We start from the raw sequence: 18,325 nt of genomic DNA on the forward strand, positions 1-18,325 counted from the left end.
CAGATGTGTATAAGAGACAGCTTGTATCCATTAGGGAAACCCGCTTATGTAGCGGGTTTTTCGTGTTGGTAATACGGATCGAAATTGAACTAATCGTCAATTTCTCAGTACTTTTCGATAAGACGGGGAACAGATCGTGTCACCCCATGCAAAAATAGCCACCTTGACCGTATATGCGCAATGGAACGATAATCGAAATACAGTAGGCAAAGGGTCTGTACAAGCGATAGCTTATTGTGGGAGGTTATCTATGAAGTCAAACGTTTCGGGCAAAGTGATGCTCATCTATGGGATCGTTTTCATGTTTATCATATCGCTAACCTTCGGTCTGTCCTACTTTGGCACGGTTGGCAGACTGAAGCGGGATCTCACAGATACGAATCTGGCGCTGCTCAAGCAAGTGGATCAAAAGATGGAGGCGGCTTTTCGGCAGACGGAAAAGGATTTGCTCGGTTTGACCGATCAGCTGGAATTCGTTTACTTCATGTACGGCAGCTATATGGAGGACTCGCTGCGCTACACAACCTTTTTTGGTCTCAATGAGAAGCTGAAAAACTTTATTAATTCCAATCCGAATTATTCGTCAATCTTCCTTTATTCCTCAACCAGCGGGGACATCTTCACGGATAAAGCTTTCATGCAGGCAGCTTCAAGCGAGGAAAAGTGGTTGGATGCGTATATCGATATGCCGGAATATGTACGGTGGCTGACGACGCATCAAGTGTGGGACGGGTTCGGGAATCAGGATGTGGTTACACTTGTACGCACTTATCCGACCATCAGCAGTCCGGGCTATCGTAAAGGGGTGGTCGCGGTCAACATAAAAGAAGAGGTCCTTTATACAATGGTAAAAGCCGTATATGAGGACAGCAAGGTCGGGCATCTCTTCATTATCGATAAGGATGGAAACGTTGTAACCCACGATGACAAAACACAAATTTACCGGAATATGCGGGAGCTGCCCTATATCAAGCAAGCATTATCCGACAAGAGTACGGGTTCGTTCACAATGAATATGGAAGGTATCGATCAAACCGTGTTTCACCGCTATTCCGACTATACTGGCTGGACGATGATCAGTATCGTGCCGGAGGCGCAAATCTATAAGCCGCTTCAAGTGACGCGCAATCTGTTGTTCGTTTTTGCTGCTGGGATGATTGCTCTTGCACTGATCGTGTTATTTTATGTGAACAGGTGGACGTATAAACCGTTGGATCGTTTAGTTGGGAAAGTATCGGGCTCATATCGCTCAGGACGCCAGGAGAGGACCGGTGCTAGAGCGCTTGGTCTACAGGAACTGGAACGGGTGTTCGATCAGATGGTACTGGACCAGGAGCATTTGGAGAAGCATGTGCGCGATTCCAAGCCGGTTCTAAAGTGGAAAATTATGATGGATCTCCTCGCCGGCTACAGAACAGACTATTCGTCCGTTCGTCATCACCTGGAATTCGTAGGGGTTCGATTATATCCGGACAGGTATCTGGTCTGCACCGCGGAAATAAGCAAAGAGGGGGAAGCTGGGGAAGCTGTAACCCCTCGGGACGAAACCTTGTATACGTTTGCTTTCTGCAATGTGGCCGAAGAGCTGATCAACAGTGAATGTGCCGGCTCTGCCATCGATCTGGGGGGCGGTCGGGCCGCCGTAATTTTCAGCTTCGCGGAGGGAGATGCTGAGCAGAACCACTTGCGGGCCCTTGCTATCCTGGAGATGATTCTCGATGTCATGAAAAAGCAGTTCCGTCTGAATGTTACAGTTGGGGTTGGCCGAAGCTGCAAAGAGATGAAGCACATTGCCGCCTCCTATGACGAGTCGCGTAAAGCGCTCCATTATAAAATGGTGTTCGGCCAACACTCTGTGATCTCCATTGAAGATCTTCAAACGGCAGACAGTCAGGACTATTACCGCCTGAACCGGATGGCGGAGCCAATTATGGACGCGATGAAGAGCGCCGATATGGAGAAGCTGCGGCGCGGTCTGGGGGAGCTGTATCAAGTGGCGGTTGAAAGTAATCTGCCTCCAGACCTGCTGCGTCAGCTATCCTTTGATATGATTATGAAATCGCTGCAAGCGGCGGGCGCCATCGGGGTAGAGCCAGAGGAATCGATGGGGGCGTTGGACAGCATTTACGAGAAAATCAGTCGCTGCGAGAATTGGAGAGAAGCCGAGAAACTCGTTCTGTCGGTGCTTGAAGAACTGGTGGCGAAGATCGAGGAGAAGCGCAGCCACCGGGGCCGGAATGAGGCCATCGAAAGAATGCTGACCTATATCCAGGAACATTACCACGAAAGTGATCTTTCACTGGATCGGTTGGCTGAGCAATTTCATCTCAGTCCGACCTATATCAGCAAGCTGTTTAAAGAATATACGGAAAGCAATTTTATTGATCATCTCATCGCGATTCGAATTGACGCCTCCAAGTCGTTGCTGTTGGATAAGGAACGCAAGGTGAACGAAGTTTCCGAAGCGGTAGGCTACGCGAATACAAGAAGCTTCCTGCGAACGTTCAAAAAGTATTCGGGCATGACGCCGACGGAGTTTCGGGAATCGGCGAAGATCAAGTCCTAAAACTACGGTTAATTGAAAATAAAGCATTCACGCTCCGCCGCACACTCAACAGTGGGCGGCGTTTGTCTTTTCTAAAAGCACACGCTTATAAGTCCAGTGTGCGAATTTTCGCCGCTGTTTACTTATCCGTAAAAAATGAAACCGTGCTTAAAAGTGTCACGCGAGAAGGATTAAAAAAGGTCATGTAGTGCAGATTTCGTCTATTCTCAAGTGATGGATGTCGCCTTACGATCATACCATCCGCTAACCTGCGGATAATACCAAAGGGAGGAGGAAGATGACAAACCGAAAAGTGATGGGGGTGGAGCACAGGCGGGTAACGGAAGGTTGGACAAGAGATATTTTTGAAAGCGCTTCAAAAAAATGGGCCGGGAGGATTTCATTTGATGAGGATATTTAGAAAAACAGGCTTGTACCTATGCGCAGTTACGATGTTATTCAGTTCGGCGCTCATGGCACCCACGGGCACGGATCTCGTCCGGGCGAGTGGGAACGAGAAGCTGTTGAGCGGCAATTCTTTGGGAGCCTTGTTCCCTGTATCCACTCAGACAATCGCTACTGGAGCCACCTATTCATGGCTGACAGAGGGCACACATGCGACAGATTCCCTCATTGTCTCGACGGATAACAACGGGGCACCGGACATGTCCGATGGAATTAACGGCCCGGACGGCAATTACAGCAACAATTCTACATGGGCTAACAACACGGTCGCTTTCGGAACGATGATCTATGACTTGAAATCTGTCTACAAGGTAACGACCGTCAAAGTGTGGGCGGACACGGCGACGAATAGCGGAATGAAGCGTTTTGAGGTGCTGGCCAGCCTCGACGGTTTGACCTATGCCCAGGCAGGAACTGTAGAAAATACGAATGCGGCGAATTCTGGCTTCGCTGCGGTTGAATTATCGATCAAGCCGACTGTGTACGCCAGATACATCAAAGTGATTATGCATAAAGATACGCCCCAATATAACATGAGACTTGGCGAGGTCGCCGTGTTCGGGGATTCCCTGGAGCCGCAGGCACTGCTCAGCAACAATTTCTTAAGGTCCGGAGGTCCCTACAATACGAACACGCCTAGGCTGCCGACGAATGCTGTGTATCAATGGGCAACAGACCAGCCCTTTGTGACGCAAGGCGATTTAATTACAACCGACAATGATGCCAAAAATGACGGGGCAGGAGGCGTAGCCGACCTCATTGACGGCTCAAGTACCGAAACTTCGGCGGATATGACCGTCAACTCCGCATGGTCGTCACAGGGAAAGTACGGAACCGTCATTTTTAACTTGAACGAGATATATCAGATTGGCAACATCGATGTATGGACTAGAGCGGACAGCACCAAGTATATGGATGGTTATGAGGTCCAGTTGAGCACGGATGGAGTGAACTATACGTCACTTGGCTACACAGCCAATCCGAACGCTCGTACATCCAGTGCGATTGTGAATACGGTATCCTCCGGCGTGCCGGGGAGAAATGCCAAATATGTCAAGATCATTATGCATAATGCGAATGACTCCCAGCAACTGACGGTCGGCGAGATCGCAATCTGGGGTTGGAAGCTGTACGATACGTCGCTTTCGCAGACCGCAACGCCCGAGCAGGTGGAGGTGAGAGCGGATTTGAAAAATTACAGCACTCTCTATCTTGATTGGTCCAGCTATAACCATGTAGTTAACAACGTAAATAAATACGCGGTGTATATCGAAACCTCCGACTTTACCAACGCCTCCGGCCTGACGGCTGCAATGACCTTAAATCCAGGCACAGTCGGGCAATTGGGCAAATACACGCCTTATTTTGCGCTTAAACCGGAGACGACCTACTATATAGCGGTAACGCCGTTCCGCTCAGGAAGTACAGAACGAACCGATGTGACTACGCTTCGGATAACGACGCCTTCCGTACTCGGCAGAGCCAAAGCGGGGGACATATTTGCGGTTAACGATGCGCCCTATGGCGGAGGGAACTATGTCAATCACGGGGCTGATGAAGAGGCGAATCTGACGAAAAAATTGAAGCTGCTGAGGGAAATCGGCGGCATTAACAAGAGCAGATGGTGGGATCACAGCAGTTCAATGAAAACGAAATACGGCAGCTACGGAGTCAACTTTCATCTGTTTTATCACGGCAGCAGCTATGTGGCCGGGGATAATAATCAAGGCGTGTGGACGTTTTCCTCCTTTAATGAGCCTGACTTGGCTGGGACCGCTCCCTCATCGGCCGCAACGACTGTCATGAATAATCATAGCAGCATGAAAGCGGTTGACAACAGGAATCTGCTGGTGGAGCCCGCGCTTGCCGGAGTCGATGCCGCCAGTCTTGCTTGGTTGGATGACTTTTACAATTCCGACGGGCAGAACGGTGCATTGGTCAAATCTTATTTTGACGTCATGGATGTTCATCCTTATGTGAAATATGCGGATGCGGCGGTGCCAGGGCTGGATCAAGGAACGCCGGAGAAGTTAATATCCAAAATCGCTGATTTAAAAACGGTGATGTCAAGCCATGGAGACACCGGCAAGCCCATTGTGTTTACCGAGTTAGGCTGGAGCACCTATTCAGGCGGGGGATTTTTGAAAAAGGTTGACCGTGCGACGCAGAGGAACTACTTGGCAAGGGCATATCTGCACGCGATCGCCAGTGGTGTCAGCACGGTGCATTGGTACAACTTCCAGGATGACGGGACGACCGCAAGCAATTTGGAGCATAACCTTGGGCTTATCGACTGGAATGCGGTGCCGAAGCCCAGCTATTACGGCTATTACACGCTAGTAAGGGTGATGAAAGATGCGGAATATCTGGGGCCTGTAACCGGCATCGGCAATCCTTATTATGGCTACAGGTTTTGGGACGAGAATAAAAACCGGTACGTGACCTCCTTGTGGGATGCCAGTTGGCAGACAACAAGCACCGGGAATGCAACAGCTGTGTTGGCAACAAGCGATGCCGGGGTTACGGTTGTCGGCATTGATGGCAGCCATAAGTATCTCCCCGCGGTAGCGGGAAGCATATCGATCCCGCTTACAGGAGCACCCTTGTTCATTTACTCCAGTCAAAGCGTAAGCGTGACTTCAGTCAGCTAGAGACACTTGTCACCTTAAAGAAGTGAACCCTACACAAAAAAGGTGACCAGTCGGCAAGCTAAAAAAATACATGGCGTTCAAGACGTGTCTCTTTTCTAACACAGCGGCTGCGGAGTACGATCAAATCGCCGGCACACCAACCGGTCCACATTGCGAAAGGGTGAACACCATATGGAGGAAAAACAGGCTCGTTTCAATACGGTGACACGACGGAAGCCAGTATCCATCAAGCCGGCCCCGTCCGCATTCCGCAGCCGCTTGACTAGGGACCGCCATTTATATTTGATGCTGCTGCCTGTCATTGGATTCTACTTAATGTTTAAATACGCGCCAATGGCAGGTGAAGTGATCGCCTTTAAGGATTATCGATTTGCTGATGGCCTATTCGGCAGCAGGTGGGTGGGGTTTAAGCATTTCGAGAGCTTGTTCCAAAGCATTGATTTTTGGAGGGTTCTCAGGAATACGTTGCTTCTTAACGTATATAGCCTTGTATTTGGATTTCCGGTGCCCATCGGCTTGGCGCTTCTGCTGAATGAAGTGCGGAGGGAATGGTATAAGCGGATTGTTCAGAATTTGCTGTACTTGCCTCACTTTATTTCGTGGGCGGTGCTGGGGGGGATCTTCATTGCGATGCTTTCCCCAAGCACGGGCGTTGTCAACATGGTGCTCACGAAGGTGTTTGGTATCGATCCCATCTATTTCATGGCCAGCTCTGCCTGGTGGCCGTTTGCTTACACCTTGTCGGGCATTTGGAGGGAGGCAGGCTGGGGTACGATCCTTTATCTCGCTGCGATGGCATCGATTGATCCTCAGCTGTATGAGGCGGCCAAGATGGATGGCGCCTCCAAGCTGCGCCAGATCTGGCATATTACACTGCCGGGCATTCGCAGCACCATTGCCATTTTGCTCGTGCTCCGCATGGGACAGATGATGGATGTGGGGCTTGAACAAACGCTGGTGCTGCAAAACATGTCCGTCCTGGATGTGGCGGATGTGATCAGCACTTATGTATACCGGGTCGGGCTGCAGAATATGAACTACAGCTATACGACCGCTCTCGGTTTATTCCAATCCGCAGTCGGACTGATTCTGGTTGTAGGCGTAAACAGATTGACCCGGGTGTTTGGAGAAAGGGGGTTATGGTGAGCAATGGATAGGTACAAGTCACGCGATTCTCTCTTTGTCCGCTTGGGGACCGGGGCAAACTATACGATATTGGCTTTCTGCGCGCTTATCGCTTTATATCCGCTTTGGTATGAAATAGCGGCTTCCTTCAGCAGCAGCAGGGCCATTACGGCGGGCGAGGTCGCGCTGTGGCCGGTTGATTTCAATACAGAGGCCTACAAGCGGCTTTTCCTGGATGGACAGCTCATTGTGGCTATGCGCAATACGGTGCTGGTTACAGTTGTAGGCACTGCGCTCAACATGATCCTGACCGTACTGGCTGCTTATCCGTTATCAAGACGAAGACTTATGGGGCGCCAGGCGCTGCTCATGTTCATTACGTTCACCATGCTGTTCATCTCGGGTGTCATTCCGAATTTTATTCTCGTGAAGTCGTTGGGACTTATGAATACGTACTGGGCGTTATGGCTTCCTTCTTTGATCAGTACATACAACATGTTTGTTATGAAAACGTTCATGGAAGGCTTGCCGGAAGAAGTGGAGGAGTCGGCGGCGATTGACGGGGCAGGCGATTGGAGAATACTAGCCCAAATTATGATACCTCTTTGCAAGCCGATTATTGCCGCACTGTCGCTCTTTTATGCAGTCGGATGGTGGAACTCCTATTTTAACGTGCTGTTATATGTGACCAAGTCAACCATGCATACACTGACGCTTAAGCTCTACCAGATGATTCTGCAGGTGGATCAGAGCCTTCTTGACAGCGGTTCGGGAAGCGAGGGGGTCGCACAGGTGGTTCTGACGCCGGAAGGCATTAAAGCGGCTGCGATTGTTATTGCGGTTACGCCGATTCTGATCGTGTATCCGTTCTTGCAAAAGCATTTTGTCAAAGGTGTCTTGATCGGTTCAGTGAAAGGTTGATATCATGGGGCGAGCAGTCCTTGATATAGATGCAAACTATATTTTAAGGGGATGAGAAGGTTGAAAATGTACAAACATGCTTGGAAGCCGGTTCTTGCGGTAAGTCTGTCACTCGCAGTTCTGGGGGCTTGCAGCTCGAACTCTGCAAATGTAGGGAGCTCCGCGTCGCCGCAGGGCAGTACTGCTGCGTCGGCGGGACCAAAGAAAGAAATCAGTATTTCCGTCTTTGACCGTGGAACCGTACCTGCGGAGGAGGGGAGCTATGAGAACAACCGCTGGACCAAGTGGATCAATGAAAATGCCCCGGCAAAAGTGACGTGGGTCCCTGTTCCGCGCGGGCAGGCTCAGCAGAAGCTGAGTACACTTATCGCGTCTGGCAGTGCGCCCGATCTGATCTGGGAATATGACCGCAACTACATTGCACAATTGGCCAATCAAGGCGCGATCCAGCCGATTGACGGGTATATTGAGAAGTATAGCACGACGTTGAAAAAGTATTTATCGGAGCATCCCGAGCTCAAATCGGCGATGACGATCAATGGCAAAACTTACGCAATTACCACCAGCAGAAGCGTAGATGGGATTGCCAATCACGGCATATGGATTCGCCAGGACTGGCTGGATAAGTTGGGCTTGAAAACGCCGACAACGACAGAAGAATTGGTTGAGGTGGCCAAAAAGTTCAAGGATGCCGACCCTGACGGCAACGGCAAAGCGGATACGGTCCCTATCGTCTTTAATGGCAATGCCATTCAAATCATCAGAGCCTTCTTCTCCGTGAATGAGAACCAATGGTATCTGGAAGATGGCAAAATGAAATTCGGCAGAACCCTTGACCGGTATAAAGATTCCATTGCCTATCAGAAGTCCTTATTCGATCAAGGCTTGCTTGATAAAGAGTACATTACGGACAGTAACTTTCAACGCGCTCGTCAAATGTGGACGACAGGCAAAGCGGGCATTTACTTCAGCAGTTGGAATATGGAGAACGAATTCAAGGATCTGAAGAAGAATGTGCCGGATGCCAAGATGGTCCCGCTGGAGCCCGTAGCCAGCAAATACGGGAAAAATGGCTTATATCAAGAGCTTCCTGCAAATATCCTGGTCGCCTTTAACTCCCAGATGAAGGAGGATAAGATTGAGGCCGCCATTAAATTTCTGGACTGGATGATCGAAAAGGGTGACATGGTGATGAAGTACGGCGAAGAGAACGTTCACTATAAGCTGGTAGACAACGTAATCCCTCAAAAACTTGACGCGGATAAGTTCCGTAAGGAAGTATCCTATGCTAACGAGTATGCGATCGTATCGGATTTCAGCCTGAAGGCTGAATGGTTCCCTGCGATGGCTGCACAAGATGCGGAATCGCAGGAATATGCCAAACTTAAAACGCAATCGCTGAATACGGCGCTTAAGAACAAGTATCGCAGAGACATCGCGTTTAATCCTGATTTTGCAGAGGCAAGCCAACTGATCGCTACGTTCCATCCGATTGCCACACAAATTGAAGTAAAAGCTGTAACCGGCGGGAGCGCAATGACCCCGGAAACGGCTATGGAAGAGGTTCGCAAGGAATGGAAGCGTCTGGGCGGCGACAATGTGGAGAAGCTTGCGCAGGAGTGGTACGAGAAAAACAAAGCATTTTTGAACTAACAGGATCGGGAAGGTTGTGCCAACGTTCAACGGGAAGCAGCCTTCCCAATCGCATTGTGCGAGTTCAAGAAGGTAATCTGTATATGCGTGCCGTACGGCTAGCGGGTTAACTTGAAAGAATGAAGGAAAGGAAGCGAGACTCTGGAATGAAACCATTCATCAAGCTAAGCGCAGCATTTCTCGCTGTGCTGTTGTTTATTCAGACGATAAGCATTACAAGTGGCAGAGACGCCATCGCGCGTGCGGCCGAGGCGGATCCGCCCAAGCTGCTTAGCAACAATGCACAGGGGGTGTTGTTCCCGGATCCTGAACGTTCTATTGCAACCGGGGCTTCTTATGTCTGGCAGCGAGAAGGAATTTTCACAACGGATTCCGGGCTTGTCTCGGGAGATGCGGATGCCGGGCCCAAAATGACTGACGGATCTGTAAGCGCTCTCATTTCAAGCCAAACCCAAATCGGGGAAGCCTACGGAACGCTGGTTTATGACTTGCAAGATGTATACCGGGTAGCATCCGTGCAGACTTGGGCTGAGTATTCGGTAGCGAGCGGCGTGATGCAGATCGAGATCTATGCCAGTCTGGACGGCACGAATTATAATCGCGTTGCGGTTACCGAACCGACGTTAGCGGATACGGCGGGCATAGCACCGTTAGTCAGCGAGATTAAACCGGCTCCTTATGTTAGATATGTAAAAATTATTTTACATAAGGATCCGAACAAGCTGAAGCTGAGCATCGGTGAGGTAGCTGTGTGGGGGGAGCCGGCGGAGCCGCAGTCGCTGCTAAGCAATAATCAACTAAAAGCCGGAGGCTATTACCCTGTCGGCACGCCCAAGACGGATACCAAGGCCACCTATAAATGGAATACAGATCAGCCATTTGTGACCCAAGCGGGAATTATGACTAGCGACAATGAAGCGGGAGCGAAGGATGACGGCAGCGCCGGCGGCCTGCCCGATCTGACCGATGGCTCAAGTGTGGAAGAGACGGCTGGTACGACGGCCAGTATGGACGCAGGCTCGAAGGGTCAATACGCCGCTGTAACGTTTACGCTGAACGATATGTACCAGATCGGAAAGATCGACGTATGGTCCAAAGCGGGCGGGGGCAGTTTCATGGATGGATACGAGGTGTTGTTGAGCACGGATAATGTCAATTACTTCTCAACGGGCTATACAGCTAATCCGAACAGCCGTTACACAGGGACGATGGTGAATTCGCCTTCCTACGGCATCCCGGGCAAGCATGCCAGGTATGTCCGGATCGTCATGCACAATGCCAACGACTCTGACCGGCTAATCGCGGGTGAGATTGCGATCTGGGGGTGGAAGCTGTATGATGCGACGCTGGCAAAAAAGGATACGCCGGATCAAGTTGAATTCTCTACCTACGTGAAGAATTACAACACATTGTACCTGGACTGGTCGGCGTACAATTCTGTCGTCAATAAAGTGAACAAATATAGCCTCTACATTCAAAAGAGCGATTTTACGAACACGAACGGAAAAACACCCTTTGCCACCGCCGATAACGGAACCGTTGAACAAAAGGGAAAATTTGTACTCATTTCTTCCCTGGAGCCGGAGACGACGTACTACATCGCGATCACGCCCACGAGCACTGCATCAGGCGAACGAAAGGATGTCAGGACGGTCAAGGTAAAGACACCTAGTGTGCTTGGCGGAGACAAGGTCGGCGATATATTTGCCATTAACGACGCGCCTTATGGCGGCGGCAACTATGTGAATCACGGGGCCAAAGAGGATGAGAACATTATCCGCAAGCTGATCCTGATGAGGAGCATCGAAGGCATTAATATGAACCGTTGGTGGGTTCACGATTCCTGGATCAAGTCGTTCTCCAATAAATACGGGGTCGGTTTCCACTCGTTCTACCACGGGCCCCAGGATGTTCCCTTGGACAATAAGCAAGGCACTTGGACCTTCTCCACAGTCAACGAGCCTGACCTGAAAGGGACGAATCCCGCTGCGCTGGCCATGACCATCAAGTCGAATCACGAAAGCCTGAAGGCTGTAGACAGCCGCAATATGCTGGTTGAGCCGGCATTAGGCGGGACGGAACCGGCAAGTATGACCTGGTTGGAAAACTTTTATAAATCCGACGGGCAAAACGGGGCGCAAGTCAAAAATTATTTTGATGTGCTGGATGTTCATCCTTACGTCAAAAATCATGAAGGCAGCCTGCCCGGACTCATTCCGGGTGCGCCGGAAATGTTAATTGGGAAAATCAAGGAAATACAGGCGTTAAAAGCCAAGTATGGCGATCAAAATAAGCCGGTTATTTTTACGGAGCTCGGGTGGAGCACGTATAACGGAAGCGGGTATCTTCGACAGGTGGACCGGGTTACACAAGGAAACTATTTGGCAAGAGCTTACATGCATGCGATTGCCGGCGGCATTAAGAGAATGCACTGGTACGATTTCCAGGACGATGGGACCGATTCGACCAATTTGGAGCATAATCTCGGAATGATCGACTGGTACGGTGTCCCGAAGCCGAGTTATTACGCGTACTATACGCTGGCGAAGGTGTTAAAGGATGCCCAATATATAGGAGTTAAAGCCAACGTCGACCATCCGTATTATGGCTATGAGTACTGGGATGAAGGGAAAAATCAATATATTACTTCACTCTGGGCGGCGGATGAATCGACCAAAACGGCAACGTTTCAAACCCAGGATACAGGGCTTACCGTTGTGGGTATCGACGGAAGTTATTCGTATTTGCCTGTCAGCGGCGGAATGGCAAGTCTGACCATTAGCGGCACTCCTGTATTTATTTATTCCAAATCCCGCCTTGAGGTTTCGTCCATCGACGATTCTTTCGTGCTGACCGACAGCAAAATTGATGTTCGGCGCGGTGATGTTCTTCAAACGGATATTAAACGATCCGGCATGGGGGCGGAGCTGAGCGGCAGGCTGGAATTGCTCGGCCCTTCCGCCGATTGGAAGTTGGATGGCGAAGTGAACTTTGCTCCGGGAACGGCCGCCATTCCGATTAGCATTCCCATACCGATAAATGCGGAGGAGAAAGCGCAGGAGCTTACACTCCAGGTGATCTCCGGCACCTCGCTGATTGCATCTATCAAATTGACGGCCAATGTGCTGGAGACGATGAAGGTCCGCATCGTTCCCGAGGTCGTAGCGCCGGGGCGGTGGGATCAATGGAACGCGGCGCTTTATGTAGAGAATGCGACCCCGGACAAGGTGCTAGGGGGTTCGGTCAGCGTTACCGAGGCGGTATATGTAGCTTTGGGGGAATTCGGTCCGATCGCCTTTAGCGGCTTGCAGCCGGGAGAAGTCAAGAAGCTGACGATTCCGATCACGGGACTTCCGGAGCAAGCAAGAGCCAAGCTAAAACTCGCCGTTGAGCTGGACAGCGGATTTACGAAAATCGTAGAGAGGTCGTTTAACTTCCTTGCCGCTGTGAACGACCAGACGGTGCCGATTATCGACGGTAGGCTATCTGAGCCTGAATGGCATTCAGGCATGCCAATCGTCATCAATAGGTCGGATCAGAATAAAAATATTGCGAACTGGGGCGGGGAAACGGATCTCAGCGGCAAGGGCTTCCTGAAGTGGGATCGCAGGAATCTCTACTTCGGCATGGAGGTTCAAGACGATATTCATGTTCAACAAGGAACAGGTGGTGACATGTGGCAGGGAGACAGCATCCAGTTTGCCATAGACACAGGCAGATCTGGCGGAATAGGCAGCGCCAAGAACAATGAATTCGGCATCGCGTTGGGGGAACAGGGCCCTTTCGTTTGGAGATGGCTGGCCGCCAACGGAAAGACGGTAGGAGAAATGACAAGCGTGCAGGCAGCAGTATACCGAAGTGAAACCGCTACTACCTACGAGCTGGCTCTCCCTTGGTCGGAAATATTGCCGGAAGGGAGTGCGCCATCGGAAGGGGACATCTACGGCTTTTCCATGCTGATTAATGAGAATGACGGTACGACCCGTCGCGGTTGGCTGGAATATATGAGCGGGATTGGCTCCAGCAAAAACACACAATTGTATGAGGATCTGATTCTGGCTCAAGTCGGCTCACCTGAGGTGAGAGTAACAGGGATTGCGCTTGATCATAGAGCGGCGACGCTCGGCATCGGGGAGCCTCTGGTTCTGAAGGCAACGGTGTCGCCTGGTGAAGCAACTAACAAGAAGGTGAAGTTCACTTCCAGCAATCCATCGGTTGTAAGCGTTACCCAAGAGGTCTATGGACAGACGGCGACCGTCAAGGGCATGTCAGCTGGCAAGGCGACGATTACAGTGACGACCGAAGACGGCGGCTTTACGGCAAGCAGTACAGTGACGGTCAGGCCGCCGGTTGAAGACATGCCATCCGGCGGTACGAGTGGAGGCGGAATCCCGGTGTCAGAACGAGATCCGGAACCGCCGGTTATTCGAAACGGTACGATTGTGATTCCGGTGCAGGAGGCGAATTCGAATGGCGTTGTGTCCGTTGAGGTAGACATGGACGTTTTGGAGAAAGCGATTCAAAGTGCAGGTTCTGCCCCCGGACACCTCCTCGCAATAGAGCTTCCCGGTGTGCCAGAAGCCGAGAAGGCCCAGATCAAGCTCCCTGTGGCAGTGCTGAAAGCGGCTCAGGTGGCAAACATCGAAAGGGTGGAAATTCGAACAAACCTAGCGACGATTGCTCTGACTCCGGATGCTTTGGTCGGCTATGTGAAGCCGGATTCGATGAATGTGGAGATTTCAGTTGCGAAGGTCAGCCCTACTGTGCTTATGGGAGCGGTTGCTGAGCGGACGGGAGCTTCGGCAATCTACGATTTTAGCGTTATGCTTGACGGTGTGAAGATTGAACGGTTTTTCGGCAAAAAAGCCGTTCGTGCCTCCATCAACTATACGTTGGCAGCTGGCGAGAACGCAGATCAGGTCATCGTCTACCACATTCCGGGGGGCAGCACGCTTGAGGTGGTAAAGAACGGAAAGTATGACGCTGTCCAGGGCAAGGTTACGTTTACAACGGATCATTTCAGCTTGTATACCGTCCTGTATACGCCTGTTGTCTTCGGCGATCTGGAAGATGCAGCTTGGGCTAGAAGCAGCATTGAGGCACTGGCGGCTAGAGAGATTGTTAACGGTTTAGGCGGCGAGCGGTTCGCACCCAATGATCGGGTGACAAGAGCGCAATTTATCCAGATGTTGATGAACGCTTTCAACCTTACCGACTCGAACGCAGCGGCGAGCTTCCGCGATGTGCAGCATGACGATTGGTTCTACCAAGCGGTGGCAAGCGCCCAAAAATTGGGCATCGTGGAGGGCTACGAAGATGGTTCCTTCGGCATTGACCGTGAAATTACGAGACAGGACATGGCGGTAATGACGTACAGGGCTATGGCGGCTGCACAGATCCGTTTGCGGCAATCGGTTTCGACAACGAGCTTCACGGATGGAGCGAAGATTGATGTCTATGCGAAGGAAGCCGTCGAAGCGATGCAGCAGGCCGGGATAATAAACGGGCTTGAAGAAAATCGTTTTGTGCCGGATCGGCCTGCCACACGCGCGCAAGCCGCCAAGCTTATATACGGTCTGTTATCTATGTAGATTAGGGAGAAGGACCGGCAGTCTTTGGCTAGACCCGGCCTGGCGGTCAATTCCCAGCATTCGGAAAGGAGCTTTGACATGAGGATGACCAAGAAGATCTGTGCGCTTCTCTGCGCCATTGGTATGATGCTGGGATGCGCTTCCGTCGCGATGCCCGCCCGTCAACAAGTTATGGCGGCAGCGGACGAGACACTGTTAAGCGGAAACGCAGTCGGAGGGGCGCTGTTTCCGGCGGGTACGGCTGCTATTCATACAGGGGCGTCTTATGTTTGGCTGAAGGAAGGCACGTACGCCACTGATGCACAATTAATTGCGTCGGACGGTGATGGGGCGCCGGATATGACGGACGGCGGAAATGGTCCGGAGGAGGAGTTCAGCAGTTCGACAGGGGATGCGGCAGGTACTGCAGCATACGGAACGCTGATCTACGACCTGCAAACGGCTTACAGAGTGTCTTCAGTAAAGGTGTGGGCGGATACGGGCAATGGCAGCCGTATGAATCAATTTGAAGTATATGCCAGCTTGGACGGGCTTACTTATAACCGGATTGGCGCTCAGGAAAATACGCGTGCTGCGGGCCAGGGGTTTGCTCCCGTCACCTATGCCATCAAGCCCACTGTCTATGCCCGTTATATCAAGATCATTATGCACAAAGACCCGCTTATGCCGGTCATGCGGCTGGGAGAGGCGGCTATATTCGGCGAAGTGCTGGAGCCAATGGCGCTATTAAGCAATAATGTGTTGAAGGCTTCTGGCGAATATAACACAACCACCCCCAAGATTGCGACAGGTGCATCTTACGAGTGGCTGACAGAGGTTCCCTTCGTCACAGACAGCGACATTATTAAAACAGATAACGATTCCAAGAATGACGGCGCCGGAGGCGTGCCGGATTTAATCGACGGTTCGACCACGCAAACGAATGCAGACTATATTATGACCTCGGTCTGGGGGCGAAAAGGGAACTACGCAGCTGTCGTTTTCAATCTGAAGGATGTATACCAGATCGGAAAAATCGACGTATGGACCGGGGTAGCCACTAGTGGTCCTTTATCCATGGATGGCTATGAAGTGCTTGTCAGCACCGATGGCGTAAATTATTCATCTCTGGGTTATACAACGAATGCGAACAAACGTTCTTTGAACGCAATTGTGAATTCGCCTAGCTACGGCGTTCCTGGCAAGCATGCGAAGTATGTCAAAATCATTATGCATAATGCAAATGACTCGCAAATGCTGAGAATCGGTGAAGTGGCTATCTGGGGCTGGAAGCTGTACGACCCGACGCTGCCAAAGAAAACAACACCGGATCAAGTGGAGTTTATGACAGAGCTGAAAAATTACAGCACGCTCTATCTGGATTGGTCCGGTTACAACGGTGTGGTTAACAACGTAAACAAGTATGGCATCTATATTGAGACAGCCCCTTTCGCCAGCACGGAAGGATTGACACCGAAATTCACGGCGGAGGCCAAGTCCATTGAGCAGGTCGGCAAGTATGCAACCTATTTCGCTTTGAAGCCGGAAACAACTTATTATGTGGCGGTGACTCCCTTTCATTCAACCGGGGGAGAAAGGAAGGACGTCGAGACACTCAAGCTTACGACGCCATCTGTACTCGGCGGAGAACGGGTTGGTGACATATTTGCTATCAACGATTCCCCTTACGGCGGAGGGAATTACGTTCATCATGGAGAGAATGAGGATGTGTTCCTCATGACGAAACTGCGACTACTCAGGGACCTTGGGGGAGTTAACAAGAACAGATGGTGGGATCACAGCAGTGCCATGAAATCGCTGTATGGTAAGAGCGGAGTGAATTTTCATTATTTTTACCACGGTCCTGGGTATGTGCAGTCCGATAATGACGGGGGCGCCTACACGTTCTCTACCTACAATGAACCCGATCTTGCCAATAGAAACCCGTCTGACGTAGCGGCGGCGCTGAAAGCCAATCATGACAGCCTGAAAGCAGTCAGCAGCAAGAGTCTGCTCGTAGAGCCCGCGCTGGGCGGGGTTGACCGGTTGGCGGCAGGCAAGGGCTTGAATTGGTTGGATAACCTCTACAATTCCGACGGTCAGAACGGCGCTCTGGTAAAAAATTATTTTGACGTTATGGACGTTCATCCTTATGTCAAATACGAGTATCCGGCGGTGCCTGGACTGATCCAGGGGACACCGGAAAAACTGCCCGAAATGCTGCAGGCCTTGAAGGACACGATGGTCAGCCACGGGGACGGAGATAAGCCAATTATAATGACCGAGATCGGCTGGAGCACGTATACGGGCGGCAGCTACTTGAAGGCGGTAGACCGGGCGACCCAAAGAAACTATTTGGCGCGCGCCTATCTGCATGCCATCGCGAACGGGATTCGAACGGTACATTGGTATGATTTTGCCGATGACGGTACGGAAACCAACAATTTGGAACATAACCTGGGCCTGATTGACTGGAACGGCAAGCCGAAAGAGAGCTATTACGGCTACTATACACTGATCAGGGTGATTAAAGATTCCAAGTATCTCGGGCAGTTGTCGGGTGTTGCAAATCCCTATTACGGGTATCAATTCTGGGATGAAAATAAGAACAGGTATATCACCGCGCTGTGGGATGCGAGCTGGCAAACATCGAGCAGCCCTACTCGGAAGGCGCATATCGAAACGACCGACCCGGGAGTAGACGTGGTCGGTATTGATGGAAGCTACAAATTCATACCGGCGGTGGCGGGAATTGTCGATGTGCCGCTGACGGGCGCGCCTGCTTTCATCTACTCCACGACCGGCGTTAACGTGAGCTCGATAAACTGACGTCGACGATCATTCAAGGTTTCCTTGAGAAGCTTGTTAAATAAAAGATGAACCGCTGAGATAAGCAGTATGCCCCTGTCTCCCAGAAACCATAATGGTTAATGTAGGACAGGGGTTTTTCACATACTGGATAGGTGGACTGATTATCAACGGAACGTTAATAAACGAACGCTAGCTGTAACTGCATAAAAGCAGGAATTTTCCGCTTTCCCTCCCTAATTCGATGAAATGCCTGCAAAAAGGCAGGAATTTTCGGCGATGACTTTCTTTTTGGAGCGGATATGGTCTAAAAACTGCTTTATAGCAGGCATTTTGTAAGAAACGCCGTTTTGGTGAAAAAAGCCTGCTTTTCTGCAGGAATTAGCTTTTCTTCTTTGACAAGTAAAGGCTGAAGAAGTAGGTAAGGTGCTTCATGACGCAGGATCGTGCGAAAACAAGCTAATCCAGCAGGAAATCCCCGGTTGTCGGGGATTTTTTGCCGTTCTTGGGGGAAGAAGGATCGGACGGGATGGCTTGCGCTATGGTACAATGGGCTAATGAATTAACCGACGGATAAAAAAGGGCGT

The 18,325-nt window shown here is 50.8% G+C and carries 8 protein-coding genes; all 8 read left to right on the forward strand.

Going from position 1 to position 18,325, the window contains the following annotated elements:
* Nucleotides 1–250: 250 nt before the first annotated feature.
* The 8 genes from EJQ19_RS01160 to EJQ19_RS01190 all read left to right on the forward strand — a co-directional run bounded on the left by EJQ19_RS01160 (nucleotide 251) and on the right by EJQ19_RS01190 (nucleotide 17,759).
* Nucleotides 251–2,566 (forward strand): helix-turn-helix domain-containing protein, encoded by a 2,316-nt coding sequence (locus tag EJQ19_RS01160; RefSeq protein ID WP_126139384.1) that lies wholly within the window; start codon nucleotides 251–253, stop codon nucleotides 2,564–2,566.
* Nucleotides 2,567–2,843: 277 nt separating this feature from the next.
* On the forward strand, nucleotides 2,844–2,966 hold the full coding sequence (locus tag EJQ19_RS32755; protein ID WP_277600916.1) for a hypothetical protein: 123 nt from the start codon (nucleotides 2,844–2,846) through the stop codon (nucleotides 2,964–2,966).
* Entirely contained in the window at nucleotides 2,953–5,661 is a 2,709-nt protein-coding gene (locus EJQ19_RS01165; protein ID WP_126139385.1) for a discoidin domain-containing protein, read from the forward strand. Before EJQ19_RS32755 ends, EJQ19_RS01165 begins: the two co-directional genes overlap by 14 nt.
* Nucleotides 5,662–5,832: 171 nt before the next feature.
* Nucleotides 5,833–6,807 (forward strand): ABC transporter permease, encoded by a 975-nt coding sequence (locus EJQ19_RS01170; RefSeq protein ID WP_126139386.1) that lies wholly within the window; start codon nucleotides 5,833–5,835, stop codon nucleotides 6,805–6,807.
* A 3-nt stretch (nucleotides 6,808–6,810) separates the two neighbouring features.
* Nucleotides 6,811–7,707, forward strand: coding sequence for a carbohydrate ABC transporter permease (locus EJQ19_RS01175; protein ID WP_126139387.1), 897 nt, complete (start codon nucleotides 6,811–6,813; stop codon nucleotides 7,705–7,707).
* A 66-nt stretch (nucleotides 7,708–7,773) separates the two neighbouring features.
* Nucleotides 7,774–9,360, forward strand: a complete 1,587-nt coding sequence (locus EJQ19_RS01180; RefSeq protein WP_126139388.1) for an extracellular solute-binding protein — start codon at nucleotides 7,774–7,776, stop codon at nucleotides 9,358–9,360.
* Nucleotides 9,361–9,506: 146 nt separating this feature from the next.
* Nucleotides 9,507–14,951 carry an S-layer homology domain-containing protein gene (locus EJQ19_RS01185; RefSeq protein WP_164716252.1) on the forward strand — a complete coding sequence of 1,815 codons (5,445 nt, stop codon included), beginning with the start codon at nucleotides 9,507–9,509 and terminating at the stop codon, nucleotides 14,949–14,951.
* Between the two features lie 84 nt (nucleotides 14,952–15,035).
* Nucleotides 15,036–17,759: a discoidin domain-containing protein gene (locus EJQ19_RS01190; protein WP_164716253.1), complete on the forward strand. Its 2,724-nt coding sequence runs from the start codon at nucleotides 15,036–15,038 to the stop codon at nucleotides 17,757–17,759.
* Nucleotides 17,760–18,325: the final 566 nt, after the last annotated feature.

Origin of the sequence: Paenibacillus whitsoniae (genome assembly GCF_003955665.1) — a bacterium.
Taxonomy (GTDB): domain Bacteria; phylum Bacillota; class Bacilli; order Paenibacillales; family NBRC-103111; genus Paenibacillus_E; species Paenibacillus_E whitsoniae.